Annotated in this window: 24 protein-coding genes; 13 read left to right on the top strand and 11 right to left on the bottom strand. The window is 39.8% G+C overall.

Annotated features, from left to right (window positions below; translation table 11 throughout):
* Positions 1 to 74: 74 nt before the first annotated feature.
* The 5 genes from MKY11_RS17655 to MKY11_RS17635 all read left to right on the top strand — a co-directional run bounded on the left by MKY11_RS17655 (position 75) and on the right by MKY11_RS17635 (position 5,208).
* The gene (locus MKY11_RS17655) at positions 75 to 809 is read left to right on the top strand and encodes a YwmB family TATA-box binding protein (RefSeq protein WP_342501648.1); all 735 of its coding nucleotides are present in this window, start codon (positions 75 to 77) and stop codon (positions 807 to 809) included.
* A gap of 32 nt (positions 810 to 841) precedes the next feature.
* Positions 842 to 2,149: a UDP-N-acetylglucosamine 1-carboxyvinyltransferase gene (gene murA / locus MKY11_RS17650; protein WP_007497616.1), complete on the top strand. Its 1,308-nt coding sequence runs from the start codon at positions 842 to 844 to the stop codon at positions 2,147 to 2,149.
* Between the two features lie 257 nt (positions 2,150 to 2,406).
* Complete coding sequence (spoIID, locus tag MKY11_RS17645) at positions 2,407 to 3,429, top strand: stage II sporulation protein D (RefSeq protein ID WP_342501647.1); 1,023 nt, start codon at positions 2,407 to 2,409, stop codon at positions 3,427 to 3,429.
* 324 nt (positions 3,430 to 3,753) lie between these two features.
* Positions 3,754 to 4,452, top strand: a complete 699-nt coding sequence (locus MKY11_RS17640) for a VWA domain-containing protein (protein WP_008343379.1) — start codon at positions 3,754 to 3,756, stop codon at positions 4,450 to 4,452.
* An 81-nt stretch (positions 4,453 to 4,533) separates the two neighbouring features.
* Positions 4,534 to 5,208, top strand: a complete 675-nt coding sequence (locus MKY11_RS17635; RefSeq protein ID WP_025208129.1) for a VWA domain-containing protein — start codon at positions 4,534 to 4,536, stop codon at positions 5,206 to 5,208.
* 61 nt (positions 5,209 to 5,269) lie between these two features.
* Here the strand turns inward: MKY11_RS17635 and MKY11_RS17630 are convergent, their stop codons facing one another.
* Together MKY11_RS17630 and MKY11_RS17625 are read right to left on the bottom strand one after the other, a co-directional pair.
* Positions 5,270 to 7,618, bottom strand: coding sequence for an FdhF/YdeP family oxidoreductase (locus MKY11_RS17630; RefSeq protein ID WP_342501646.1), 2,349 nt, complete (start codon positions 7,616 to 7,618; stop codon positions 5,270 to 5,272).
* 82 nt (positions 7,619 to 7,700) lie between these two features.
* Positions 7,701 to 8,966 (bottom strand): OFA family MFS transporter, encoded by a 1,266-nt coding sequence (locus tag MKY11_RS17625; protein WP_025208127.1) that lies wholly within the window; start codon positions 8,964 to 8,966, stop codon positions 7,701 to 7,703.
* A gap of 134 nt (positions 8,967 to 9,100) precedes the next feature.
* Between MKY11_RS17625 and fdhD the strand changes: the two genes are divergently transcribed.
* Both fdhD and moaA read left to right on the top strand, forming a co-directional pair.
* Entirely contained in the window at positions 9,101 to 9,889 is a 789-nt protein-coding gene (gene fdhD / locus MKY11_RS17620) for a formate dehydrogenase accessory sulfurtransferase FdhD (RefSeq protein WP_024718748.1), read from the top strand.
* Between the two features lie 10 nt (positions 9,890 to 9,899).
* Positions 9,900 to 10,907 (top strand): GTP 3',8-cyclase MoaA, encoded by a 1,008-nt coding sequence (gene moaA, locus MKY11_RS17615; RefSeq protein WP_017360030.1) that lies wholly within the window; start codon positions 9,900 to 9,902, stop codon positions 10,905 to 10,907.
* 253 nt (positions 10,908 to 11,160) lie between these two features.
* Here the strand turns inward: moaA and rpsN are convergent, their stop codons facing one another.
* The 4 genes from rpsN to MKY11_RS17595 all read right to left on the bottom strand — a co-directional run bounded on the left by rpsN (position 11,161) and on the right by MKY11_RS17595 (position 13,436).
* On the bottom strand, positions 11,161 to 11,430 hold the full coding sequence (rpsN, locus tag MKY11_RS17610) for a 30S ribosomal protein S14 (RefSeq protein ID WP_327861712.1): 270 nt from the start codon (positions 11,428 to 11,430) through the stop codon (positions 11,161 to 11,163).
* Between the two features lie 16 nt (positions 11,431 to 11,446).
* On the bottom strand, positions 11,447 to 12,643 hold the full coding sequence (locus MKY11_RS17605) for a GTP-binding protein (RefSeq protein WP_041507895.1): 1,197 nt from the start codon (positions 12,641 to 12,643) through the stop codon (positions 11,447 to 11,449).
* Between the two features lie 80 nt (positions 12,644 to 12,723).
* On the bottom strand, positions 12,724 to 12,873 hold the full coding sequence (rpmG, locus tag MKY11_RS17600; protein WP_003214771.1) for a 50S ribosomal protein L33: 150 nt from the start codon (positions 12,871 to 12,873) through the stop codon (positions 12,724 to 12,726).
* A gap of 140 nt (positions 12,874 to 13,013) precedes the next feature.
* Positions 13,014 to 13,436: a DUF5362 family protein gene (locus MKY11_RS17595; RefSeq protein ID WP_007497598.1), complete on the bottom strand. Its 423-nt coding sequence runs from the start codon at positions 13,434 to 13,436 to the stop codon at positions 13,014 to 13,016.
* A gap of 288 nt (positions 13,437 to 13,724) precedes the next feature.
* Here MKY11_RS17595 and MKY11_RS17590 point away from each other — a divergent pair, with 288 nt between their 5' ends.
* Both MKY11_RS17590 and MKY11_RS17585 read left to right on the top strand, forming a co-directional pair.
* Positions 13,725 to 13,919 (top strand): hypothetical protein, encoded by a 195-nt coding sequence (locus tag MKY11_RS17590; RefSeq protein WP_072367358.1) that lies wholly within the window; start codon positions 13,725 to 13,727, stop codon positions 13,917 to 13,919.
* 33 nt (positions 13,920 to 13,952) lie between these two features.
* A complete protein-coding gene (locus MKY11_RS17585; protein ID WP_341017738.1) occupies positions 13,953 to 14,351 on the top strand; it encodes a hypothetical protein in 399 nt (132 codons plus the stop codon).
* Positions 14,352 to 14,399: 48 nt separating this feature from the next.
* Here MKY11_RS17585 and MKY11_RS17580 read toward each other — a convergent pair whose 3' ends face one another.
* Positions 14,400 to 14,909 carry a hypothetical protein gene (locus MKY11_RS17580; protein WP_056704223.1) on the bottom strand — a complete coding sequence of 170 codons (510 nt, stop codon included), beginning with the start codon at positions 14,907 to 14,909 and terminating at the stop codon, positions 14,400 to 14,402.
* A gap of 98 nt (positions 14,910 to 15,007) precedes the next feature.
* On the opposite strand from MKY11_RS17580, the gene MKY11_RS17575 reads away from it, so the two are divergent.
* From MKY11_RS17575 to MKY11_RS17565, 3 genes are read left to right on the top strand one after another with little or no spacing between them, the layout of a single operon-like run.
* Positions 15,008 to 16,807 carry an ABC transporter ATP-binding protein gene (locus tag MKY11_RS17575; protein WP_268372864.1) on the top strand — a complete coding sequence of 600 codons (1,800 nt, stop codon included), beginning with the start codon at positions 15,008 to 15,010 and terminating at the stop codon, positions 16,805 to 16,807.
* 1 nt (position 16,808) lies between these two features.
* On the top strand, positions 16,809 to 17,378 hold the full coding sequence (locus MKY11_RS17570; RefSeq protein ID WP_217967755.1) for a MauE/DoxX family redox-associated membrane protein: 570 nt from the start codon (positions 16,809 to 16,811) through the stop codon (positions 17,376 to 17,378).
* Positions 17,375 to 17,905: a thioredoxin family protein gene (locus tag MKY11_RS17565; protein ID WP_007497592.1), complete on the top strand. Its 531-nt coding sequence runs from the start codon at positions 17,375 to 17,377 to the stop codon at positions 17,903 to 17,905. Before MKY11_RS17570 ends, MKY11_RS17565 begins: the two co-directional genes overlap by 4 nt.
* Before the next feature lie 234 nt (positions 17,906 to 18,139).
* On the opposite strand, the gene MKY11_RS17560 is transcribed toward MKY11_RS17565, so the two are convergent.
* Positions 18,140 to 18,637 (bottom strand): GNAT family N-acetyltransferase, encoded by a 498-nt coding sequence (locus MKY11_RS17560; protein WP_008343345.1) that lies wholly within the window; start codon positions 18,635 to 18,637, stop codon positions 18,140 to 18,142.
* 127 nt (positions 18,638 to 18,764) lie between these two features.
* Here MKY11_RS17560 and MKY11_RS17555 point away from each other — a divergent pair, with 127 nt between their 5' ends.
* The gene (locus tag MKY11_RS17555) at positions 18,765 to 19,661 is read left to right on the top strand and encodes a peptidoglycan DD-metalloendopeptidase family protein (protein ID WP_039165313.1); all 897 of its coding nucleotides are present in this window, start codon (positions 18,765 to 18,767) and stop codon (positions 19,659 to 19,661) included.
* Positions 19,662 to 19,742: 81 nt separating this feature from the next.
* Here MKY11_RS17555 and MKY11_RS17550 read toward each other — a convergent pair whose 3' ends face one another.
* From MKY11_RS17550 to MKY11_RS17540, 3 genes are all read right to left on the bottom strand, one after another.
* On the bottom strand, positions 19,743 to 20,090 hold the full coding sequence (locus tag MKY11_RS17550; RefSeq protein ID WP_007497589.1) for a P-II family nitrogen regulator: 348 nt from the start codon (positions 20,088 to 20,090) through the stop codon (positions 19,743 to 19,745).
* Positions 20,091 to 20,108: 18 nt separating this feature from the next.
* Positions 20,109 to 21,317 (bottom strand): ammonium transporter, encoded by a 1,209-nt coding sequence (locus MKY11_RS17545; RefSeq protein WP_041091425.1) that lies wholly within the window; start codon positions 21,315 to 21,317, stop codon positions 20,109 to 20,111.
* 193 nt (positions 21,318 to 21,510) lie between these two features.
* Positions 21,511 to 22,251: an amino acid ABC transporter ATP-binding protein gene (locus MKY11_RS17540; protein ID WP_342467635.1), complete on the bottom strand. Its 741-nt coding sequence runs from the start codon at positions 22,249 to 22,251 to the stop codon at positions 21,511 to 21,513.
* Between the last annotated feature and the right edge of the window lie 9 nt (positions 22,252 to 22,260).

The raw sequence follows: 22,260 nt of genomic DNA, 5'->3' as shown, positions 1-22,260 counted from the left end.
TATGGCCTTTGATGACTTTTCCACGTATGCATTGATCTCCTTGCGGCAACACTTGTAGCAAGGGGGAATGACAAGTGAGAAAGTATTTAAAAGGTTGGCCATTATTTGCATTTATTCTTTTTTTTGTTCTGATGATTCAAGGTGTTCGGGCGGAAGAAACATCCACGCTCGCCCAAATAGCAGAAGGTATGAAAAACCAGCAAATCGAAGTAAGTGCATGGACGCTTCATGCCAAAACAAATATAGACATTTCATCCGAACAATTTTCAAAAAAAGTGAAACGTTTGAAAGACGAACTACGACAGTATGAGTGGACCGAAAAAAAAGAGAAACATGTCACCAAAGTCACAGGAATTTACAAAGATGAAAAAAATGATACATTATCGAAAATTTTACTCGTGAAGACCGACACAAAATCAAACCAAAAGTCGTATTTATTATATGAGCAAAAAGGTGCTCACCCACTGAATACCTGGGAGCATACATATGATCAGTTCGTACGTCATGCAAAAAGCATATTACAAGAAAAATTTGTGATTTTTACTTGTCTCGATGGTCATGTAAATGGTATGATGGATGTTGTTTTGCAAAAAAAAGCTGAAATGATAGCAAATGAATTTCAAGCAAAACCTGTTGAGTATCTCGTTGAGTCTAATTTTGTGTCGCTTTCCGCTTACACAGAGAAGTGGGAACAGTTCATTATGACTTCAAATGATAAAATGAATGTTCAAATTGCCATCAGAAGTTCGGAAATGAACGAAAATCATACGATTACGGTTGGCACACCAATCGTAACGACTGAATATTAATATAGAGAATTTGGGACGCGGAGGGGAAGACCTTGGAAAAAATCATCGTCCGCGGCGGTCAAAAGTTAAACGGCACAGTTAAAGTAGAAGGCGCAAAAAATGCCGTTTTACCAGTTATCGCTGCATCTTTGTTAGCAAGTACAGAAAAAAGCGTAATTTGTGATGTACCTACGCTCTCCGATGTATATACAATCAATGAAGTGTTACGTCATTTAGGAGCAGAAGTACATTTTGAAAATAACGAAGTATCAGTAGATGCATCTCATGCACTAGAAACTGAGGCTCCGTTTGAGTACGTCCGTAAAATGAGAGCATCTGTGCTCGTCATGGGACCACTTTTAGCTAGAACAGGTCATGCAAGAGTTGCATTACCTGGTGGTTGTGCGATTGGTTCAAGACCAATTGATCAGCATTTAAAAGGCTTTGAAGCAATGGGAGCTAAAATTCAAGTAGGTAATGGTTTCATCGAGGCTGAAGTAAATGGCCGTTTAAAAGGTGCAAAAATCTATTTGGATTTCCCAAGTGTAGGGGCAACTGAAAACATCATCATGGCAGCAGCACTGGCTGAAGGAACGACGATTTTAGAAAACGTAGCAAAAGAACCTGAAATTGTTGATTTGGCAAACTACATCAATGCCATGGGCGGTAAGGTTCGCGGTGCTGGAACTGGTACAATCAAAATCGAAGGTGTAGAAACACTTCACGGTGCAAAACACAACATCATCCCTGACCGAATTGAAGCTGGTACGTTTATGGTGGCAGCAGCCATTACTGAAGGAAATGTTCTTGTAAAAGGCGCTGTGCCTGAGCACATGACTTCACTTGTGGCAAAAATGGAAGAAATGGGTATTCAGATCATTGAAGAAGAAGAAGGTTTAAGAGTCATTGGACCATCTGAGCTCAAGCCAATCGATCTAAAAACAATGCCGCATCCTGGTTTCCCGACGGATATGCAATCTCAGATGATGGCGCTATTGCTTCGTGCGAACGGAACAAGCATGATCACAGAAACTGTGTTTGAAAATCGTTTTATGCATGCTGAAGAATTCCGCCGCATGAATGGCGATATTAAAATTGAGGGTCGCTCTGTGATAATCAATGGACCTGTTCAACTTCAAGGTGCTGAAGTGGCAGCGACTGATTTAAGAGCAGGAGCAGCACTTGTACTTGCTGGATTAGTGGCAGAAGGTCATACACGTGTCACTGAATTGAAGCATATTGACCGTGGATATGTGAACTTCCACCAAAAACTAGCAGCAATCGGTGCAGACATTGAAAGAGTAAATGATGAATCAGCAGATGTGACACAAGAACAAGTTGTATCAGATCTAAACGCATAATCATAAAAAGAAATCAGTGTGTCCATTTGGGCATGCTGATTTTTTTTAGAATCATAGACTGGTTGCATTTTCAAAAGCTTATCATTAGTGTATCCAATCATTTTAAATTTTATTCATACAGACGAACAGTAAATCAAATGATGAAGAGCACAAACATATCAGCAAAAGACTTGTCCAATGAATGAAAGAAGCTGTCATATTAGCTTGTCCTTGCCCATAGGATAAAAGAGATTCAATGACAAATGGGGGCAGCCAATATGAAACCAATGATATGGACAATCGCAGGAATTTGCATCATCATTTTAATGATTCCAACCTTACTCGTGTTGCCGACGTTCCAAGGAAAACCAGCAGCCAGCCAACACGTAGCAGCAGAACCATCAGTTAAAAAAGAAGTGAAAGGTTCAGTCAAATTGAAACAATCACCCGTCTCCATTCCCGTCTACCGTTCAGCGCATCAGCAGGTAGAAAACATCCCCTTAGAAGAGTATGTGATCGGTGTCGTCGCTTCTGAAATGCCAGCCGATTTTGAAATAGAGGCGCTCAAGGCACAGGCACTCGCCGCTAGAACGTATATCGTCAGACAAATGATCATTGATAAAACCGTCAAATCTCCACAGGGTTCTCTTGTAGATGACACTCAAATGTTCCAAGTGTACAAAAATAAACAGGAACTGAAGAAAATTTGGGGAAAAGCGTACAATTGGAAATTAAAAAAGGTTACAGAAGCGGTCGCCAGTACACAAGGGAAAGTACTGACGTATGACGAAAAACCAATTGATGCTTCCTTCTTTTCAACAAGTAATGGGAAAACCGAAAATGCAGAAGCTTATTGGAAAAATGAAATCCCTTATTTGAAAAGCGTCTCAAGCAAATGGGACGAAAAATCACCCAAATTCCAAAACAAGAAAACCATCACAGTGAGCGAATTTCAGCAAAAACTGGGTGTGACCCTTGGCCAGCAGCAGCTGGGAGAAATTGTAGAACGAACACCAGGCAATCAAGTAGCCAAAGCCGTCATTAACGGAAAAACATTGACGGGCAGAGACATTCGCGAATCACTAGGATTGCACTCTGCAGACTTTACATGGGAACGAAAGGGTCAGCAAATCGTGATTACGACAAAAGGGTATGGCCATGGTGTGGGCATGAGTCAGTATGGTGCACATTATATGGCACAGTCAGGCAAAAAAGTAGAGGCGATCGTGAAACATTATTATCAAGGGATAAAAATTGAATCAGCTGATCGCTTTTTGAACACATATATGGCTAAGAAATAAAAGCAAAGGTGCCTCAAAATGGGGGCATCTTTTTTTATGTGTGAAGAGGTTTGAACAGAATGTGACAAATTGCGACTTAAGGCGCACCTCAGGAAATCTTAAACATTTACATCCCGACAAGAACCGATGGCCGATACAAAGCCCCTCGAAAGAATGAGAAAACGAGGGTGACAAAAGAGTCATTAGGTGAAAATATCTAGACATCTGACAGAATTTTAGTGATTTTGATGAAAGAGAAAAAGGGATCGAGTCCTATACCATTCCAAGACAGAATATTTTACGATTAAGATGTTTCAATCAAATACATAAGGAGGAAGGAAAAGCATGTTGAAAAAAGTATTTACACTCGTAACCTTAGCTGTATTGACATTATCAATGTCAATCTCTTCACCAGTATTTGCAGAAGCAGCATCAGCCAAAAAACATAAGAAAGATGTAAGAGTGACGATCTTACTTGATGCAAGTGGAAGTATGGCAAGAAAAGTGGATGGAGAGCGCAAATTCGATTTAGCAAAACAAGAGGTATTTAAATTTGCTCAGTCTCTTCCGAAAGATGCTAAAATCCGTATGAGCTTGTTTGGGTCTGAAGGAAACAACAAAAACTCAGGTAAAGCTCAATCATGTGAAGTCATTAGAGGCGTTTATGGCGTTCAGCCTTATGAAAAGGATAGTTTCGAAAACTCTCTAAACGGTCTTGGACCAAATGGCTGGACACCGATTGCACGTGCTCTTGAAAGTGCAAAGCAAGCAGATAAGCAGCTTCATAAGGGAACAAAACACATTGTGTACTTAATTACTGATGGTGAAGAAACTTGTGGTGGAGATCCAGTGAAAGTAGCGAAAGAGCTTCATAACTCAAAAGGATCTACTGTAGTCAATGTGATTGGATTAGACTTTAACGATGGCTATGAAGGTCAATTGAAGCAAGTAGCTAAAGCTGGTAAAGGTCATTACTACCAAGCAAGCACAGGGAAAGAAATGGGTTCTATCCTTACAGCAGAATCATTAAAACTACACGAATAACTTGCTGAAGAAAAGGGAAACGATTGATTGATGCTTTCGTTTCTCTTTTTCTGTACAAATGAAAAAAAGGGAGATTTTTTAATGAAAAGAAATATTATATTAACCATTTTAGCGAGTCTTGTTCTGCTTCTTTCTTCACCAGCTCATGCTGTAACGAAAAAGGAGCCTGCTCATGTGGTGATTTTACTTGATTTAAGCGGAAGCATGGCACAATCGGTTGAAGGCGAAAAGAAAATCGATATCGCAAAACGCTCGATCCAAAGTTTCGCAAGTATTTTATCAGAAGATACACAAGTCTTGCTTCGTGTTTTTGGTCATGAAGGAACGAATAAAAATGCAGGAAAAGCCGTTTCTTGTGCAAGTTCCGAAGCAGTTTATGGATTTGGAACATATGAGCAAGCAACCTTTCAACAAGCGCTAAATGTGTATGGTCCAACAGGATGGACACCACTTGCCAAAGCATTAACTGATACGAAACAAGATTTTGAAGATCACCAAGCTAAAGGAAAAAATATTGTATATGTTGTCAGCGATGGTGAGGAAACATGTGGCGGAAGCCCATCACAAGCAGCGAAGCAATTACATGAAGAAGGTATTGACACAATCGTCAATATCATTGGCTTCGATGTAAATGAAAAAGAAGCAAAAAGTCTAAAATCTGTTGCCAAAGCTGGTGGTGGACAATATCAACCAGCAGCAAATGCAGAAGAATTGAATCATATTCTTCAAAAAGAAGCGAACTCTTTTGGTCAATAGGATGTGAATAGACAGCTGGGGAGAAACCCCCAGCTGTTTTTTCATTAAGGATCAATAAGGATCAATTTAAAGTCGTTTCCAATTCATCAATCCGTTTCTCCACGTAGTGCTGATCTTTTCTTGCATGAAAGGTTTCGGCTTTTTCTAATATTGCGGTGGTATTGTATTCTGGAATCTGGGAATAGCTTTCGTAAACCCCTTTTGGTATTAACACGTTTCCTTCAGGCCAATAAACTGCGATATTTCCACGTTTCAGTTCTCCGAATTGAGCAACTCCTTGGTAGGATCCATATTGATTAAAAAGGACAACGGGATCGCCTTCTTGGACGTAAAGCTCTTTCGCATCTTCTTCATTCATCAAGATAGAATGCCGCTTTCCACCATTAAAGGCATCCTTTTCACTGTAAATCATAGAGTTGAATTGCTTGCCTCGTCTTGTCGTGATATTGAAATGCCCCTCAGTTTTTCGGTATTGAGGTAGCTGTGCTGGGAGCAGGTGTCCTTTTCCATCCGGTGTTGGACACACCCCATCTTCGCAAAGCCATGCGCCACCCCATTGAAAGACATCCCCTTTATGACGCAAATGCTGGATCCCATCATAGTTCCGATTTGCGATGGCAATCTCACGGCGAATGTCTTCAGCATGGTCAAAATGAATCAGCTTCGCGTCTTCTGGGCGAACTCTTTTTGCTAGGTCAATATAAATGTCCCATTCAGCTCTAGCTTCTTCAATGCGAGGTCCTTCAATTTCCGGACTGAAATACACCATGCGTTCCGTACTGGTTGATGTACCGCCGCCTGGCTGTTCATATCTTGTCATTGCAGGCAGAACAATCACAGTCTCTTCTGCTTCTACCAGTGTAGAGGTGTTCAAAATAATATCTTGATGGACACGGAGTTCAAGTTCGGATAGTGCTTTTTCAATCGCTTCAGGATTTGGCATCGTTTCTAAAAAGTTTCCACCGCTAGTAAACAGCACCTTCAGCTTTTGCGGGTGTTCTTTTGGAAGAGCCATTTTTTCAAATGATTGCCCAATCGTGTCACCATGCCATTTTGGAATATCAAATCCCCATATCTTCTCGATTCTTTTAATATTCTCTTCATCAAAATCACTGCCGGGCAATACGAATGGATCGGCACCCATTTCGCCTGAGCCTTGGACACCGCTATGGCCACGAATAGGCATAACGCCACAATGTTTTCTGCCAATAAATCCGCGTAACATGGCAAGGTTTGCGACTTGAGATATATTATCAGTTGCAAAGCGATGCTGAGTGAGACCCATACTCCAAATAAACACCCCTGAATTGGCATTGGCAAGCAGTACAGCGAATTCCTTCATTCTTTCTTTAGATAAGCCTGACGATGCTTCGAGATCCGACCATTTTAACTGAGTGACATGCTGCTTTACATCTTTTATGCCGATTGTATGCGCTTGGATAAATTCATGGTCAAGAGCGGAATGGGGCGCTTGCTCCTCCATATCAAACCAATGTTTGATGACACCATTCATAAACGCAATATCGCCGCCTATATTGACTTGATAAAAATCATCCGCTATTTTTGTGCCGAATAAAGCACTTTCTGGAATAGAAGGGACCCAATATTTTTCCATTGCAGGTTCTTTATATGGATTGATGACAATGATCTTGGTTCCTTTCTTTTTAGCGGCGTACATATATTTAGTCGAAACCGGCTGGTTGTTTGCTGCAACAGAGCCCCAAAATATCAATACATCTGTTCCAATCCAATCACTGTAATTACAGCTGGATGCACCTATACCAAGGGAGCGTTTAAGAGCGGTTTTGCTGGGTGAATGGCAAATACGAGAAGCATTATCAATATGATTTGTTCCAATAAATCGCGCAGCTTTCGCCGCAGTATAGTACACTTCATTTGTAATCCCTCTAGCCGTTAAATAGAAAGCAAGCTGACGTTTATCAATGGATTTGATTTTAGCGGCGATTTGATCTAATGCACTATCCCAAGAAATGCGTGTAAAGGCATTCTCACCTTTTTTTCGAATCAGGGGATAAGGAATACGCCCAAGTTTTCGAAGAGACGTGCTATCCATTTGTTTGAGCCGCTCAATATCTTCGAACCATTTTGGATCAATAGCTGGCATTGTGTTAAGCCGTAACACATTCAGTCTTGTAGTGCATATATGGGGTCCTGCTAGTGTTTGATCGTATAAACCTGATACACCAAGAGCACAGCCGTCACAAACGCCCTGAGTCAATATACGGTACGCATAGGGGAGATTATCTTTGTTCTCCCATGCCACTTTCATCGTGTCTCGAATGTGTTTCGGTTTTACTTTTCCGAGCCCCATAGGAGCAAAAGAGGCCCATAGCTTTGGTGAGGGTTTTTTGTTGAGTTTAATAGGCCCCTTGTGTTTTGTTTTTCCCATGATATCGTCACCCTCCTATCATTTTGTAAAACGTTTTCATATCTAAAAATTACCTGTAGATTGTCATTCTGTCAAATTCATATTAAGAGCGGACCGTGACAGAAGAAGGAGCAGTAAGATTTGATTCACGAAGTTGTTTAATATCCTTCCGAATGAGAAGAGATATGATAAACGCAATGAAAAATAGGCCAGAGAAGACCATGAGACTTTGTGTGTAATTGCCTGTAATGTCACGAATAAAGGAGGAAAATAAAGGTCCTGCTAAACCAGCAGCGGCCCAAGCGGTGAGAATATAACCGTGTATGGCACCTAGCTGCTTCGTACCAAATAAATCTCCGATATAGGCTGGAATTGAAGCAAACCCTCCTCCGTAGCACGTATAAATGATCGCCATCACGATTGAAAAGATGAGCGGTTCTTTTAAGTAGGGAAGTAAGGGAAAAGCAATGAGCTGTATAGTAAAGAAAATCGTATACGTATTTGGCCTTCCGATATAATCAGAGAAGGATGCCCATCCGATCCGTCCTAGCCCATTAAAAGCACCTAAAATTCCAACAAGAGTAGCTGCTGCACCCGCCGTGAAACCAACACTTTCTTGAGCAAGCGGTGATGCTACAGAAATAATAGCAATTCCGCATGTGATATTAATAAAGAGCATAACCCACAAATAATAAAAACGCCGTGTTTTAATGGCTTCATTTGCGGTGAGCTGTGATAAATCTTGAGGAATTTTCCTTTGGCTTGTTTTTAGCACGTTAAATTGTTTGACATCATCAGGTGTTGGTGGTGATAAATAAAGAGATGAAACGACCATGATGATAAAATAAGAGATTCCGAGAATATAGAAGGTATTTGCAATATCAACTTTTTCAATGAGAAATTGAATAATGGGACTGCAAATCAGAGAAGCAAATCCAAAACCCATAATGGCTAAACCCGTTGCGAGTCCTCTTCGATCTGGAAACCATTTGACTAATGTTGATACTGGAGCAATATAACCTACACCTAATCCGATTCCAGCGAGTACACCATAAAATAAATAGAGGAGAGGTAATGAAGACATGTGGACAGCAAACCCTGATCCAGTCATCCCAATGCCGAAGAAAATAGCTGAGAAGAGCCCTGATGCCCTCGGCCCATACTTTTCAACGAAATGCCCCATAAAGGCAGCTGATAAACCTAAAAATAAAATAGCGATGCTAAATGTCAGGCTTATTTCTGTTAATGACCATTGAAAGGTTTGATGTAAAGGATTCGTAAAAACACTCCATGCATAAACAGATCCGATAGATAAATGAATCCCCACAGCACTTGTAGCGATCAGCCAACGATTTTTTGTTTTATTCATTGTGTTCCCTCCATATAAAGCAAACAAAAAGTTTGATAAGATAGAAATATGTTACATTTTTATGACTTTTTAAAATAATATCACAATTCGTCTGGTTCATATAACTAAATTTGTGTTGAAAGGAAGATCAGATCATGAATCCTTCTGTTAAAACGAAACGACGCATACACCAATATCGCAAAGGTCAAATGACATGTAAAACAGATGAAGTTGTAGAAGAATTCCCTTTAACCGTGCTGGTGAATGGTGAAGAGTTTGTCACACTCGTTTGTTCACCGGATCATTTGAAAGAATTGGTGATCGGTTTTTTAGCTTCAGAAGGAGTCATTCGATTTGAAAAAGAGATTAAAAGGTTTACAATAGATGAAAGTATGGGTTTTGCATATGTTGACTTACATCACACAACTCAGTTCCAATCCTCAGATTTTACAAAACGAGTGATCGGATCTTGCTGTGGGAAAGGAAGACATTTTTATTTTCTCCAAGATGTGAAGACGGCAAAAACAGCCATTGACCGAATCAGTATTTCTGCTGAAACTTGTATTCATTTAATGAAATGTTTACAGGAGGAAAGTCAGTTATTTCAACATACTGGTGGTGTCCATAATGCTGGACTGTGTGATACAGAAAAGCTATTCATCACTAGGACGGATATAGGACGGCATAATGCGTTGGATAAAATCTATGGATATTGTTTACTTCATAAAATCCCACTGAGAGATAAAATCCTTGTATTTAGCGGCCGGATATCATCTGAAGTTCTGTTGAAGGCAGCAAAATTAGGAGTATCAATCGTCATATCAAAATCAGCTCCTACTGAGTTAGCACTTAAAATGGCAGAAGAATTAAATATAACAACAGTTGGATTCGTAAGAGGAGAATCTTTTAATATCTATACTCATCATCAGCGTATTACAGAATAGGAGGCTAAGTATGGTCAGTATTTTGGATAAAAGACATCGACCATTGCGCGATTTAAGAATATCCGTAACAGATCGCTGTAATTTTAGATGTACGTACTGTATGCCTGCTGAAATCTTTGGACCAGATTATCCTTTTTTAGATAAAGAAGAGCTGCTTAGCTTCGAGGAAATTGAACGACTTGCTGCGCTTTTTGCAAAGGAATTAGGTGTGGTGAAATTACGTATTACAGGCGGTGAACCTTTAATGCGTAAAGATTTGCCCGTTTTGATAGAAAAACTCGCAAAAATTCCAGGTATTGAAGACATCGCGATGACAACCAATGGAACGCTGTTACCTTTGTACGCAGATAAGCTAAAGAAAGCAGGTTTGAATAGAGTCACCATTAGTTTAGATTCTTTAAATCCAGATCGTTTTAAGCAGATGAATGGAAGACACATCTCTATCCAAAAAGTATTTGATGGGATAGAGGCTGCAAAAAAAGCTGGACTTGCTATTAAGATCAATATGGTTGTCCAAAAAGGTGTGAATGATCAAGATATCTTACCAATGGCAGCCTATTTTAAAAAAGAAGGACACATTCTACGATTTATTGAATTCATGGATGTTGGCAATACGAATAAATGGAATCTCAAGCATGTATTGACGAAAAAAGAGATTATGGAGCTAATTCATTCAAAATACCCTATCAAACCAGAACCTCCTCGATATCAAGGGGAAGTAGCCAAGCGTTATTTTTATGAGGATGGGTCAGGAGAGATTGGCATTATTTCTTCCGTTTCAGATGCTTTTTGTGGATCGTGTAATAGAGCTAGACTATCTGCACGTGGCGAATTATTTACCTGTCTTTTTGCATCATCGGGTTTTGATCTGAGACGATTCATCCGTAATTCAGAAAATGATGAATACCTAGTGAACATATTGAAGGAACTTTGGTCAAACAGACAGGATCAATATTCAGCTGAGAGAGAGCAAAAGAAAGATCAGAAAAAAGTTGAGATGTCCTACATCGGTGGGTAATGACAACAAAGTATCATGATCATCGATTTTTGAAAAGAAGAGAAAATGCTATAATCACTGTTGAAAATCTTCTTTTAACATCAGGACAATCTTTCCTATAAGCTCGGTCCCATAAAAAAACAGCAGAGATTCTGCTGTTTTTTAAAATGCTATTTTGTACCTCAAAATTGACGGAGTAAGGATGAAAAAGAGATTTTTATTCATTTTGTCCTGCTTTACATTGACAGGAACTATGCTAAGATCAAATCAATCTTTACCAACTCGATTTTTTCACTCCTGGAATCTGTCCTTTATAGGCAAGCTCACGAAAAGCAATTCGAGACATTTTAAATTTTCTCAAGTAACCTCTAGGACGGCCAGTTAATTCACAGCGGTTTTTTAAGCGAGTGGGTGAAGAGTCTCTAGGTAGTTTCTGCAAAGCTTCATAGTCACCTTTTTCTTTTAGCTCTTTCCTTAATTGTGCATATTTCAAAACGAGCTGCTGCCGCTTTTTTTCTTTTGATATTTTTGATTTCTTTGCCATTTAAAACCCTCCTGGTTTAAGTGTGTATGTTCCATTGAAAGGGGTCTTCAAACGTTGTCCAATCTTGATCAAATTCTTCAGGTGTAAGTAAGCATTGATCTAGTGTACGAATAATATCTGCTTTAGGTAAATCTACACCGATAAAGACAAGTTTTGTATGTCGATCACCAAACTCTGCATCCCACTCATCTAGAATGTCTGGTTCCTGATTTAAGATCCGTGATCGTTCTTGCTCAGGCAAGGCAGCAATCCAGTATGCGATTGGTTCAATTGCCACAGATTTTCCGGCTTGTGAAATTAAAATGGTTAAATCATGATGTGTCGCTAGCCATGTAAATCCTTTCGCTCGAACGATTTGCTCTGGCATTTGATCTAACCATGCATTCAGTCTGCCAGTATGAAAAGGAAGCCTTCTTTCATAAACAAAAGATGAGATTTGGTATTCTTCTGTTTCAGGCGTATGCTGAGAGTGTCCAGCATTGATTTCTTTGATCCAGCCCGCAGAAGCACTAGATTTTTCAAAATCGAATAAACCAGTATTCAAAATATCACTAGGCTGTACGTTACCTTTAGAGGTTCTAATAATGGTTGCTTCTGGTTGAAGTTTAGTTAATACGTGCTCAAGCCGATCTAGTTCTGATGCTGATACAAGATCACATTTGTTGATAATGAGCACATCACAAAATTCAATTTGATCAATAAGTAAATCGGAAATCTCTCGTTCATCATCATCTGAAACTGCTTCTTTACGATCCAATAAACTTTCTCCTGACTGGAAATCTGTCCAGAAACGGTTTGCATCTACCACCGTTACCATCGTGTCTAATCTGCAAAAACGTGTCAAATCTATGCCCATTTCTTCATCAATGTAAGAGAAAGTTTGAGCGACAGGAATTGGTTCACTAATACCTGTAGATTCAATGACAATATAATCGATATTCCCAGCCTTACAAAGGCGTTCTACTTCAATTAATAAATCTTCTCTCAATGTGCAACAAATACAACCATTAGATAGTTCAACCAGTTTCTCATCTGATCGAGAGAGTTCGCCGCCTTGCTTAACTAATTCCGCATCAATGTTTATTTCACTCATGTCATTGACAATAACAGCTACTTTTAGGCCTTTACGATTCTGAAGAACATGATTTAATATCGTGGTTTTTCCAGCTCCTAAAAAGCCGCTTAAAACTGTGACAGGTATTCTTTTATCCATTTGTTTTAGTCCTTTTGAACATGCTCATTTTGTATGCCGCCTCACTTATATAGTAATGATTACGATTTAAATCTTAAAAATTATTTTGTTTCCCGATGAAGGGTGTATTTCTTTAATCGTGGAGAATATTTTTTTAACTCCAATCGGTCTGGATTCGTTCGTTTATTTTTTGTAGTGATATAGTTTCTGTCACCTGTTTCAGTACAGGCTAAGGTGATTTTCACGCGCATAATTGCTATAATCCTCCTTTATTTCGTAATGATTACGATTTGTATTTTAAAATGATAAAGGCTGATTGTCAAGTTTAGTATCAAGTCTATGCCAACTCAAATAAAAAAGGGGTATCGTATTTCATTGATACCCCTTTCTATTAATAAAAGTCACCAAGTTCTTCTTCGTAATAATCTTCGTACTGTTGGACATCGGTAGGGAGTTCTTGGAGGAAGGCTAGCCCGCCTAGTATAAACATCAAAACGATCGCGATGAATGAGAGAATAACGGCGGCAATACTTGAAATCGCAAACAGTGTTTGCATTTTCATCATCTTAGCATATTGTTCCAATAATTCTTCGTAAGAAGTATCAGGCGCTTGAATCAATTGTTCAGCTGCTTTCACGGATTTTTGGACATGTATTCCCATCATGATGAGAAAAACGCCAATGGCAGCAGGAAGAACAAGCCAAAACCCACTGAGGATGGATAGACCACCTGAAATATAGAGAAAGATGCTCCCAACCTTTCCCCACTTTGTTATTGAATGAAGAGATTGAATGATTTTCTCAGTTTGTTGCAATTGGGTTCACTCCTTTATGTATTCACTCTATATCATACTTGAGCAAGTAGTACTTTAGGAAGAGTGAATTGACCTTTTTTCTATCTTTCATTTACTTTTTATGGATAAATAAATTATTTTTGAATAAGAAAAAAGTAGCAATTACTACAATTCTAATCGATAAATTTTGTCATAAATAAGAAAAGTAGTTTGAAGTAATTAGAAAATTTATCAAAATATGTTGTTAGTTGTCTATTAATTGGTTATTATTGTATTGTATTACCATAAAAATTGGAAGGTGGAATTCATATGTTAGATCGAATTTTAAACAAAATGACCAATGTTCAACCTGCAGCTGCTAGATGTATTTTGCAAAGATTGGTAACTTCTTGCCAATCAGCACCAACTTGTTTCCTTCAAGGTGTTGGAACTTTCCGTTACTATGTGGATCGTGACACAGGTGAGATTTGTACTAGCCAAGAACGCGTTAAATGTGGCTGCTAAATCTAAGTATCTTATTTATTAGGGTGTGAACGCATGAGCATAACTCCAATTTCATTAGTAACAAATGCTATGCAGACGTCAAATAAGCGTCAAGCAGGCCATACATCAAATTCTTTTTTGACCCAAGCAGCGCAAATTGTTCAAGGCGACCATTCTCCAGAAGAGAGAAAGGCGTTATTTCAACAACTGACTTTAGTTCAGCAAGGAAAAGATTTAGAGCTTCATGTTTCTAAATTAAAGGAACTAGAGAAAGAGGTTCAAAAAGAGGGGTCTTCTTCTGTTACTGTGAATCAGCACGGTGATCAAGTTGACATTTCAAATGAAGCTCGCAGTGAGTTTGAACAAGCTGAGGAACAAACATCCGCTTCAAGCGAAGGTAATGAAATCGCTGCAGAGGAAAAAGGGAAGGATGTTCAGCCAAATTCACAATAATAAAAAATGAGGCATGTGTTTGATGCTCTTCACATGCCTCATTTATCTTTAGTTTGCAGCTAGTCTTGAATAAAGACCGTCTGGAAAAGGTGCTGCATATGAGATGGTATCATTTTCTTCTACCATGATGTAGAACGGAAACTCCTGAATTTGGAATGCGTTTATCAATTGTTCGTCTACCGGAATAATTCGCAAGTTTGTTTCGTGATCACGATATAATTCTTGGTCCTTTTTTTGCCCGTTTTTCAACAAAATACTCAATGAAACGTTTAGTTTACGCTGCTTTTTTGTTTCTAGGAATTGTTCGAGTGATGGAATGCAGTGCGGACATGCTGTGTCAGTGAAGATCAGTAATTGTTGTGTACGATTTGTTTGCAGCAGATCATTCATGTGAATGGGTGATGGCTGTTCGAGAAGTGGATGCGCAAGTTTCTGCCCCACGTGTTCTATAGGTAAGATGATAAGCTGCATCTGTTGTTTTAAATAGATGATAATTCCAGCCGTTAATAGAAGACTGCAAATCATAAGAGCGAGCTGTAAAAGAAAAATTGAATTCATCGTATATCGTCCTCTCAAAGTGAAGTTACGCAAAGCTATCATATTACAAATATCAAAAATATGTCAATTATACTAAATGGTGTAAGGTGGAGCATCTCATGAGTACAGTGAACCATTGTTTATATGCAATCTCCTATACTTGGAAAAAAAGTCGTTCTTATCTTCTTTTAACTTTGTTCATTCAAGTGATCGTTGGTTTTATGCCTTTGGCTAGTGTCTGGATTATTCAAACTTTGATTAATGAAATTATTTTATTTATGACGTCTTCAGGTGACATCCAAAAGGTTTTGTGGTTATTTGGACTGCAAATGGTCATTGTGATTTTAGGATATGGGCTTCAATTCATTCTTCAGCTTAGTCAACAGAAAGCTACAAATCTTATTGGTCTGCATTTGAAAGGTGAATTGCTTCAAAAAGCGATAAGACTGCCGTTTATTACGTTTGAGCACCCGTCCTTTTACAATGAAAGTCAACGTGTGATGAACAGTCATCAGCATGTTCTCAGTATGGTGAGAAGTATTTTTACAATGATGAGCGCGTTGATTACTGTTGTATCACTTCTTATCTATATGATCGGTATTCATTGGGGCTTAGCGGTCATATTGTTCTTGTTTACCTTGCCTGTATTATGGATTGAACTTTTCTTTGGAGGCGCACGTTATCGATTAAATCGTTTGTTAACGGCTAATGATCGAAGAGAAATGTATGTATCTGATCTCGTCGCGCAGCGAGATTCTTTAAAGGAAGTTCGTTTATATGGAATAGGGAATTATCTTCTTCAAAAGTGGAGAGGTCACTACGTTAAAAGTGCAGATGAAAAATATAATTTGCTGAAACGCCAAGTGCGCTGGGAGATGGCAGGCGGGTTGCTCATGACATTGGCCTATGTGTGCTGTGGTTTATTGATTGTCTTTCTTATTTTTCAAAAAAAATTAGCAGCGGGTACGTTTGTTGCAGTGCTGCAAGCTGTACAAAACATTCAAAGTGGGTTTCAAGATTTAACGAGGGAATGTTCTAGTTTATATGAAACAAGCCTATATATTGATGAAATGAGAGCTTTTCAAAAGAGAGAAGAGGAAATGCATGAACAGACAGAAGAGGCAGCGTCGCTTCAGGGAATTGAGCATATCCAGTCCATTACATTAGACAATCTCTCTTTTACTTATCCGAATATGAAAAAACCAGCGATTGAGCATATTCATTTTCATATGAATAAAGGTGAACGAATTGCATTAGTAGGTGATAATGGGTCCGGTAAAACCACTTTAATCAAATGTTTAACCGGCTTATATGATCCAGATCAACAGAATATGCACAAAGTCAATGGAGAGGATATTTCCACCATCCATAAAAAGACCTATCATGCGAGAATGGCTGTTCTTTTTCAAGATTTTATGAAGTACGAATTCACTGTGAGAGAAAACATAGGGTTTGGCCGTATTGATGATATAGAAGAGGAAGAGCGGTTGATTTCAGCCGCCCGTCAAGCAGGTATAGAGAAAAGAATTAATGAAATGGAAGACACATATGATGCGCAGCTAGGTCGTTTTTTTGAAGAGGGACATGAATTGTCTGGCGGACAATGGCAAAAGCTTGCGATGGCGAGAACCTTCTTTAGAGAAAGTGATTTTATTATTTTAGATGAACCGACCTCTGCTCTCGATCCATTGTCGGAGATCTCACTCATTCGAAAGTTGTTCGATCATACGCAGGATCAAGGTGTTTTGTTTATTACACATCGTATGGGAGCGGCCCGCTTAGCAGACCGTATCATCGTCATGAAAGATGGTGCTTTTATTGAAGAGGGTAACCATGATGAACTGATGGCATTACACGGAGAGTACAGAAGGCTATACGAGGCACAATCTCAACTATTTCAACAAAAGGAGATGGTGTAAGGTGAGTGTCTTTTATTTCATAGGCGTCTATTTACTAGGAATCATTTTTGCAGGTGCATCGCTGGATAAAGCAAGGAAACAGAAGGCACATGTTCAGCAGATCAATGCTTATCGGCTGCTGCCGCCTTCTTTCGCGGCACCCATGTTTTATGTGTTTTTGTTGATTGAGTTGGTTTGTACGATTCATTTGTTTATATGGAACATGTCTATCCTGCCTGCAATTGGCCTTACAGCCCTGTTATGTATTTATACTGGAGCGGTTACGTTCAATTTAATTAGGGGGCATCGTGATATTTCGTGCGGTTGTGGAGGGTTACTGGAAAACGATCGCCTGCATTGGGGGATTGTGATTCGTAATCTGCTGATGCTTACTCTTGTGGCTGGGTTATTTTATGTACATCCTAGTGTTGAAATGATTTCATTGCGGTTGAAAATGATTTGTTTTCTCATTGCAGCGGCTGTCTGTTTGATCATAGCGGTCAGCCAAGAAATTGTGCTATTAAAGCGAAAGTGGATCGACTCATTCCAGATTGCAGATGGATCAATTATAGAAGGAGATAAAATGAAATGACAGATATTTTATTAATCATTGTGTTATTAATTGTCATTGCCCAGCTGGCTGTCGTGTTTTTGCTTGCCCGTTTTATCGGGAGATTTATGAATAAAATAAAGTCCCTTGATGGAATTGAATTGAAGGAAGCGGATATTGGTGACCCGGCTCCGTTATTTCGCAGTTATTCGCATGTAGGTGAAAAGGTGATCTTGAAGGAGTATTTGCAAAATGGGCGAGCTGTGATGCTGTTATTTGTGAATTCTACTTGCATGACTTGTAAAAGTATTTTGTCTGATGTGCAGCCTCAAACTTCACATGATGATGCTCATGTGATTGTTATTAATGGAGATGAACAAGCCGATGATGCCTCACTTCTTCAATTGCTGCCGGAGCAAGCTGTTTATATGCGCTCATCACAAATTATGGAGTTGTATGGAGTAACAGTTGTTCCGCAAGCGCTTCTGATTGATGAACATGGTATCATTCTGAAAAGAAAATCGCTTCAAAATGCGAAGCAATTTGAGCAGTTGGTGCATGCTTCATAAAAAAGCGTCTCTTTCTTCAAGAGACGCTCCAGCGTGTAGACAAACCCTCGCATTCTTTGTCAGTCCTGCGTGCTGGTGCTCACGAATGTCAAATTCGCTCCGCGCCAGTACTCGTCCTTCCTAGACTGCAAAGGTTTTCTATCACGCTGAAAAGAAGACAAAGGGCTAAAATCAAGTTCATTTTAGCCCTTTGTCAACAATCTAAAGCGTCTCTTTCTTCAAGAGACGCTCCGTTCATAATTCTTTTCCTAAAATATCTAAGTCGTACCGATTGCCGTCCATTTCCGCGATGCGTGGCAAATGTCCCCAAGTCTCAAAGCCGTGCTTCTTAAATAATTTGATGCTGGCTTCGTTGTGGCCGAAAATAAAGGCAAGTAACGTTCGGATGCCTAATGAGGGTGCCAATTCAAGCGCCTCTTGTAAGAACAATGACCCTAAACCTTTTCCTCGATAGTTTTGGTTCAAATAAATACTCATTTCAACAGTACCGTTGTATGCAGGTCTGCCGTAAAACGTTTCAAAACTGAGCCAGCCGTAGATATTTCCTTCCTCATCTGTTTTCACATAGAGAGGACGTTTCTCTGAATGATTCAAAAACCACTGACGGCGGTCTTCTACTGTAACAGGTTCTGTATCGGCCGTTACTTCTCTTGAAGCAATCGTAGAATTGTAGATATCGACGATCTCTTTGAGGTCATCTTCTGTTGCCATGCGGTTGAAAGTTTTCACCATATGTACCCCCATCTTTTTTCATTCATCATACATATTATTGATGCGATTGCGCAAAATAAAAAGAAAAATGATTTCGTGTGTATATATTTTTTGAAAAGTGTTCAGAATGTTGCTGAGGTGATGAAAAATGAGAGAGGAAGAAAAGAAACGTACTTCCAAAATCACAAAAGTTCAGCAATTTTTCCGTAAGCGCTGGGTATTCCCTGCTATTTACTTGGTCAGCGCAGCGGTCGTGTTAACAGCCGTTCTTTGGTATCAAGCTGTATCGAAAGATGTGAAAGACCAACTATCTGATGGAAATCAAACAGGACAAGAACAGCGTGATGATGCCGTTGAAGTTGGAAAGCCAATTGAAAATGTCGCTATGCCGGTCCAGAATTCTGAGAATGTTTCTGTCGTGAAAAAGTTCTATGAAGCAGATGCTGATCAAAAAGAAAAAGAAGCAGCACTTGTAAACTATAATAACACCTATACCTTAAGCAAAGGTATTGATCTTGCAGATAAAGATGGCAAAGTGTTTGATGTCACAGCTGCTCTTAGTGGAACAGTCGTTCAGGCGAAAAAAGATCCAGTTCTCGGTCACGTTGTTGAAATTGAACATGAAGATGGATTGTCTACTGTTTATCAATCGTTGTCTCAAGTGAGTGTAAAAGAAGGCGATGAAGTAAAGCAGAATGATGTCATCGGTGCTTCTGGTAAGAATCTATATGGTGCTGAAAGCGGCAACCATGTTCACTTTGAAATTCGTATGGAAGGTTTAGCGCTTAATCCACTTAGCTTCATTGATAAGCCTGTTTCTTCCATTGAAAAAGCAGCGCAAGAAGTGACGGAAGAAGCAAAAGAACCTGCTCAGCCAAAAGTTGATGAAAAAACGAAGGAACCTGCTGCTGACGATAAGGCAAAAGAGCCGGCTGAAGAAAAATCTGAAGATAAGTCTGATGAGAAGGGGAAATCCTCTGATCAAGAAAAGTCTTCTGATTCCTCTAAAGACCGCAGTCAGTCAGAAGAAACAAAACAATCTTAATACCTTGCAGCCTCTGTGTATATGAATATGCAGAGGTTTTTTTCTGTCTTAAAAAATCCCCCGCACTCGGCGGAGGATGGATTATAAGGCGGCAGGTCCTTCTTCACCTGTCCGAATGTTGATTGTATTTTCTATCTCATATATAAAAATCTTCCCATCCCCTGGTTCTCCTGTACGAAGTACCTTTTGAGCCGTTTCCACGACCTGTTCAACAGGTACTTTGCTTAAAACGATTTCGATCTTTAAACGTTCGTACACATTGCTTTCCTTTTTGACGCCACGGTATAGTTCCGTATGTCCCTTTTGTAATCCGCAGCCGTGCACATTGGAAAAGGTAATCGAGGTGACACCAATCTTTCCAAGCTCCACCTTTAATGTTTCAAAATTAGCTGGACGTGTGACAATCTCCACTTTATACATTTTGCTCATAGAGACACCCCTTTTTCTTTAATCTTGATATGCTTTTTCGCCATGCATCGTTAAATCAAGACCGACTGATTCTTCTTCTTCAGTTGCGCGAATCTTGAAGAAGATGTTGACGACTTTGATGATCACGTATGTGACAACTGCAACAAAGACGTATGTGGCCACGATAGCGACAACTTGTTTCCAAAGTAAGCTTGGATCGCCGTAAAATAAGCCGTTGGCTCCGCCATCATTGACAGATGTAGTGGCGAAAAGGCCTGTAGCAATGCCTCCCCACGTACCGCCGATTCCGTGCAGACCGAATGCATCCAGTGCATCATCATAGCCGAACTTGGCTTTAAGTGAATAGACGCCCCAGAAACAAACGATTCCGCCGATGATTCCGATGATAATCGAAGCAAATGGTGTGACAAAACCTGCGGCAGGTGTAATCGCTACTAGGCCTGCAATGGCTCCAGAGATTGCACCTAGCATCGTTGGTTTTTTGTTGATCATCCATTCGACTAACAGCCAGCCGATGATTCCTGCAGCAGCTGCTGTATTCGTGTTAATAAAGGCATACATGGCGACACTGTCTAATGTGAGGGCACTTCCTACGTTAAACCCAAACCAGCCAAACCAAATCACAGCTCCGCCAAGAAGTGTGTAGATCAAGTTATGCGGAGAAGAACTTGCCGCTTCTTTTCGCTTCCCGAGAACAATGGCTACGACTAGACCAGCCACACCTGATGAAATGTGGACGACGTTTCCACCGGCGAAGTCAAGTGCTCCCATTTCGCCAATCCAGCCGCCACCCCATACCCAGTGAGCGACTGGAGCGTATACAAATGTGACCCAAAGGAGTGTAAACACGACCACCGCTGAGTAACGAATACGTTCAGCGAAGGCACCAGAGATAATGGCTGTTGTGAGGACAGCAAAGGTCATTTGGAACATCATGAACAATGAATGTGGAATCGTATCACTATATGAACCAGGTTCAAAGCCAACGCCTTTTAGTCCAACCCAGTCAAAGCCTCCGATCCATGCATTGCCTGGCGCAAAGGCCAGTGAATAGCCAAACACGATCCAGACGATAGAGACAATGGCTAGTGAGGTTAAGCTGTGCATTGTCGTACTTAACACGTTTTTACTTCTCACAAGTCCTCCATAGAATAAGGCTAAACCCGGTGTCATTAACCACACGAGTAGTGTGCAGAAGAACATAAATACTGTATCACCCATTTGCATGCTGCATTCCCCCGAATCATTCAGAATTAATAGATTTCTTAATTCTTCATTATAGAGAGAAAAGTCATATATAACATATTCGTGTAAGTTTATCTAACATGGTTTTTTGGTCATTATCAATATAAATGGATGAAAAGTTCGTAAAAAATGAGAATAAACGTGCATGAACGACGAAAAATAAAGGGCGTTTGACCTATAAAATCGAACTGAGAAACAATGTGGTTCGCTCCTCTTGAGGAGAATCAAATAATTCTGATGGGGTACCTTGTTCGACGATTCGTCCTTCATGCATATAAACAACTCGGTCAGCTACTTCTTTTGCGAAGCCCATTTCATGAGTGACGATGACCATTGTCATGCCTTCTTTGGCAAGACTTTTCATGGTATGCAGCACTTCGCCTACAAGCTCTGGGTCCAGCGCAGAAGTGGGCTCGTCAAATAACATGACATCGGGCTTCATGGCGAGAGCTCGTGCGATGGCAACGCGCTGTTTTTGACCGCCTGATAGCTTTGAAGGGTACACTTTTGCTTTATCCGCTAGTCCGACTTTCTCTAATAAGACATTGGCTTCAGTTATCGCTTGTGCTTTCTTTGTTTTTTTCACCATGACCGGTGCTTCGATGATGTTTTCAAGCACGGTTTTGTGCGGGAAGAGATTAAAATGCTGAAACACCATGCCTATTTTCTGCCTCATTTCGTTTAATTGATCTCGTTTTGGATGAACGGGACTGCCATCAATGATGATCTGACCGTCATTTTTTATTTCTAAAAAATTCATACAACGGAGCAAGGTGCTTTTCCCAGAGCCGCTTGCACCAATTAAGACGACGACATCATTTTCATATACAGTGAGGTCTATATCTTTTAAGACATGCAGTTCTCCAAAGTATTTATTCAGTTTTTCAACGCGAATGATCTCTTTTGATTCTGTCATGCTTCTCCT

Source organism: Bacillus sp. FSL W7-1085, assembly GCF_038595035.1.
In the GTDB taxonomy this organism is placed as follows: Bacteria; Bacillota; Bacilli; order Bacillales; family Bacillaceae; genus Bacillus; species Bacillus altitudinis.
Note: the sequence above shows the minus strand (reverse complement) of the source record. Positions and strands in the feature narration are given on the sequence as shown.

What these genes read in the sequence shown, in the direction of transcription:
- MKY11_RS17580 (WP_056704223.1), bottom strand. Translation starts at nt 14,909, where the DNA reads ATGAATTCAATTTTTCTTTTACAGCTCGCTCTTATGATTTGCAGTCTT.
- MKY11_RS17630 (WP_342501646.1), bottom strand. Translation starts at nt 7,618, where the DNA reads ATGGGAAAAACAAAACACAAGGGGCCTATTAAACTCAACAAAAAACCC.
- MKY11_RS17550 (WP_007497589.1), bottom strand. Translation starts at nt 20,090, where the DNA reads ATGAGCAAAATGTATAAAGTGGAGATTGTCACACGTCCAGCTAATTTT.
- MKY11_RS17640 (WP_008343379.1), top strand. Translation starts at nt 3,754, where the DNA reads ATGTTGAAAAAAGTATTTACACTCGTAACCTTAGCTGTATTGACATTA.
- MKY11_RS17605 (WP_041507895.1), bottom strand. Translation starts at nt 12,643, where the DNA reads ATGGATAAAAGAATACCTGTCACAGTTTTAAGCGGCTTTTTAGGAGCT.
- MKY11_RS17590 (WP_072367358.1), top strand. Translation starts at nt 13,725, where the DNA reads ATGTTAGATCGAATTTTAAACAAAATGACCAATGTTCAACCTGCAGCT.
- MKY11_RS17625 (WP_025208127.1), bottom strand. Translation starts at nt 8,966, where the DNA reads ATGAATAAAACAAAAAATCGTTGGCTGATCGCTACAAGTGCTGTGGGG.
- MKY11_RS17555 (WP_039165313.1), top strand. Translation starts at nt 18,765, where the DNA reads ATGAGAGAGGAAGAAAAGAAACGTACTTCCAAAATCACAAAAGTTCAG.
- MKY11_RS17540 (WP_342467635.1), bottom strand. Translation starts at nt 22,251, where the DNA reads ATGACAGAATCAAAAGAGATCATTCGCGTTGAAAAACTGAATAAATAC.
- fdhD (WP_024718748.1), top strand. Translation starts at nt 9,101, where the DNA reads ATGAATCCTTCTGTTAAAACGAAACGACGCATACACCAATATCGCAAA.
- MKY11_RS17560 (WP_008343345.1), bottom strand. Translation starts at nt 18,637, where the DNA reads ATGGTGAAAACTTTCAACCGCATGGCAACAGAAGATGACCTCAAAGAG.
- MKY11_RS17575 (WP_268372864.1), top strand. Translation starts at nt 15,008, where the DNA reads ATGAGTACAGTGAACCATTGTTTATATGCAATCTCCTATACTTGGAAA.
- MKY11_RS17585 (WP_341017738.1), top strand. Translation starts at nt 13,953, where the DNA reads ATGAGCATAACTCCAATTTCATTAGTAACAAATGCTATGCAGACGTCA.
- MKY11_RS17545 (WP_041091425.1), bottom strand. Translation starts at nt 21,317, where the DNA reads ATGCAAATGGGTGATACAGTATTTATGTTCTTCTGCACACTACTCGTG.
- moaA (WP_017360030.1), top strand. Translation starts at nt 9,900, where the DNA reads ATGGTCAGTATTTTGGATAAAAGACATCGACCATTGCGCGATTTAAGA.
- MKY11_RS17635 (WP_025208129.1), top strand. Translation starts at nt 4,534, where the DNA reads ATGAAAAGAAATATTATATTAACCATTTTAGCGAGTCTTGTTCTGCTT.
- rpmG (WP_003214771.1), bottom strand. Translation starts at nt 12,873, where the DNA reads ATGCGCGTGAAAATCACCTTAGCCTGTACTGAAACAGGTGACAGAAAC.
- rpsN (WP_327861712.1), bottom strand. Translation starts at nt 11,430, where the DNA reads ATGGCAAAGAAATCAAAAATATCAAAAGAAAAAAAGCGGCAGCAGCTC.
- MKY11_RS17565 (WP_007497592.1), top strand. Translation starts at nt 17,375, where the DNA reads ATGACAGATATTTTATTAATCATTGTGTTATTAATTGTCATTGCCCAG.
- spoIID (WP_342501647.1), top strand. Translation starts at nt 2,407, where the DNA reads ATGAAACCAATGATATGGACAATCGCAGGAATTTGCATCATCATTTTA.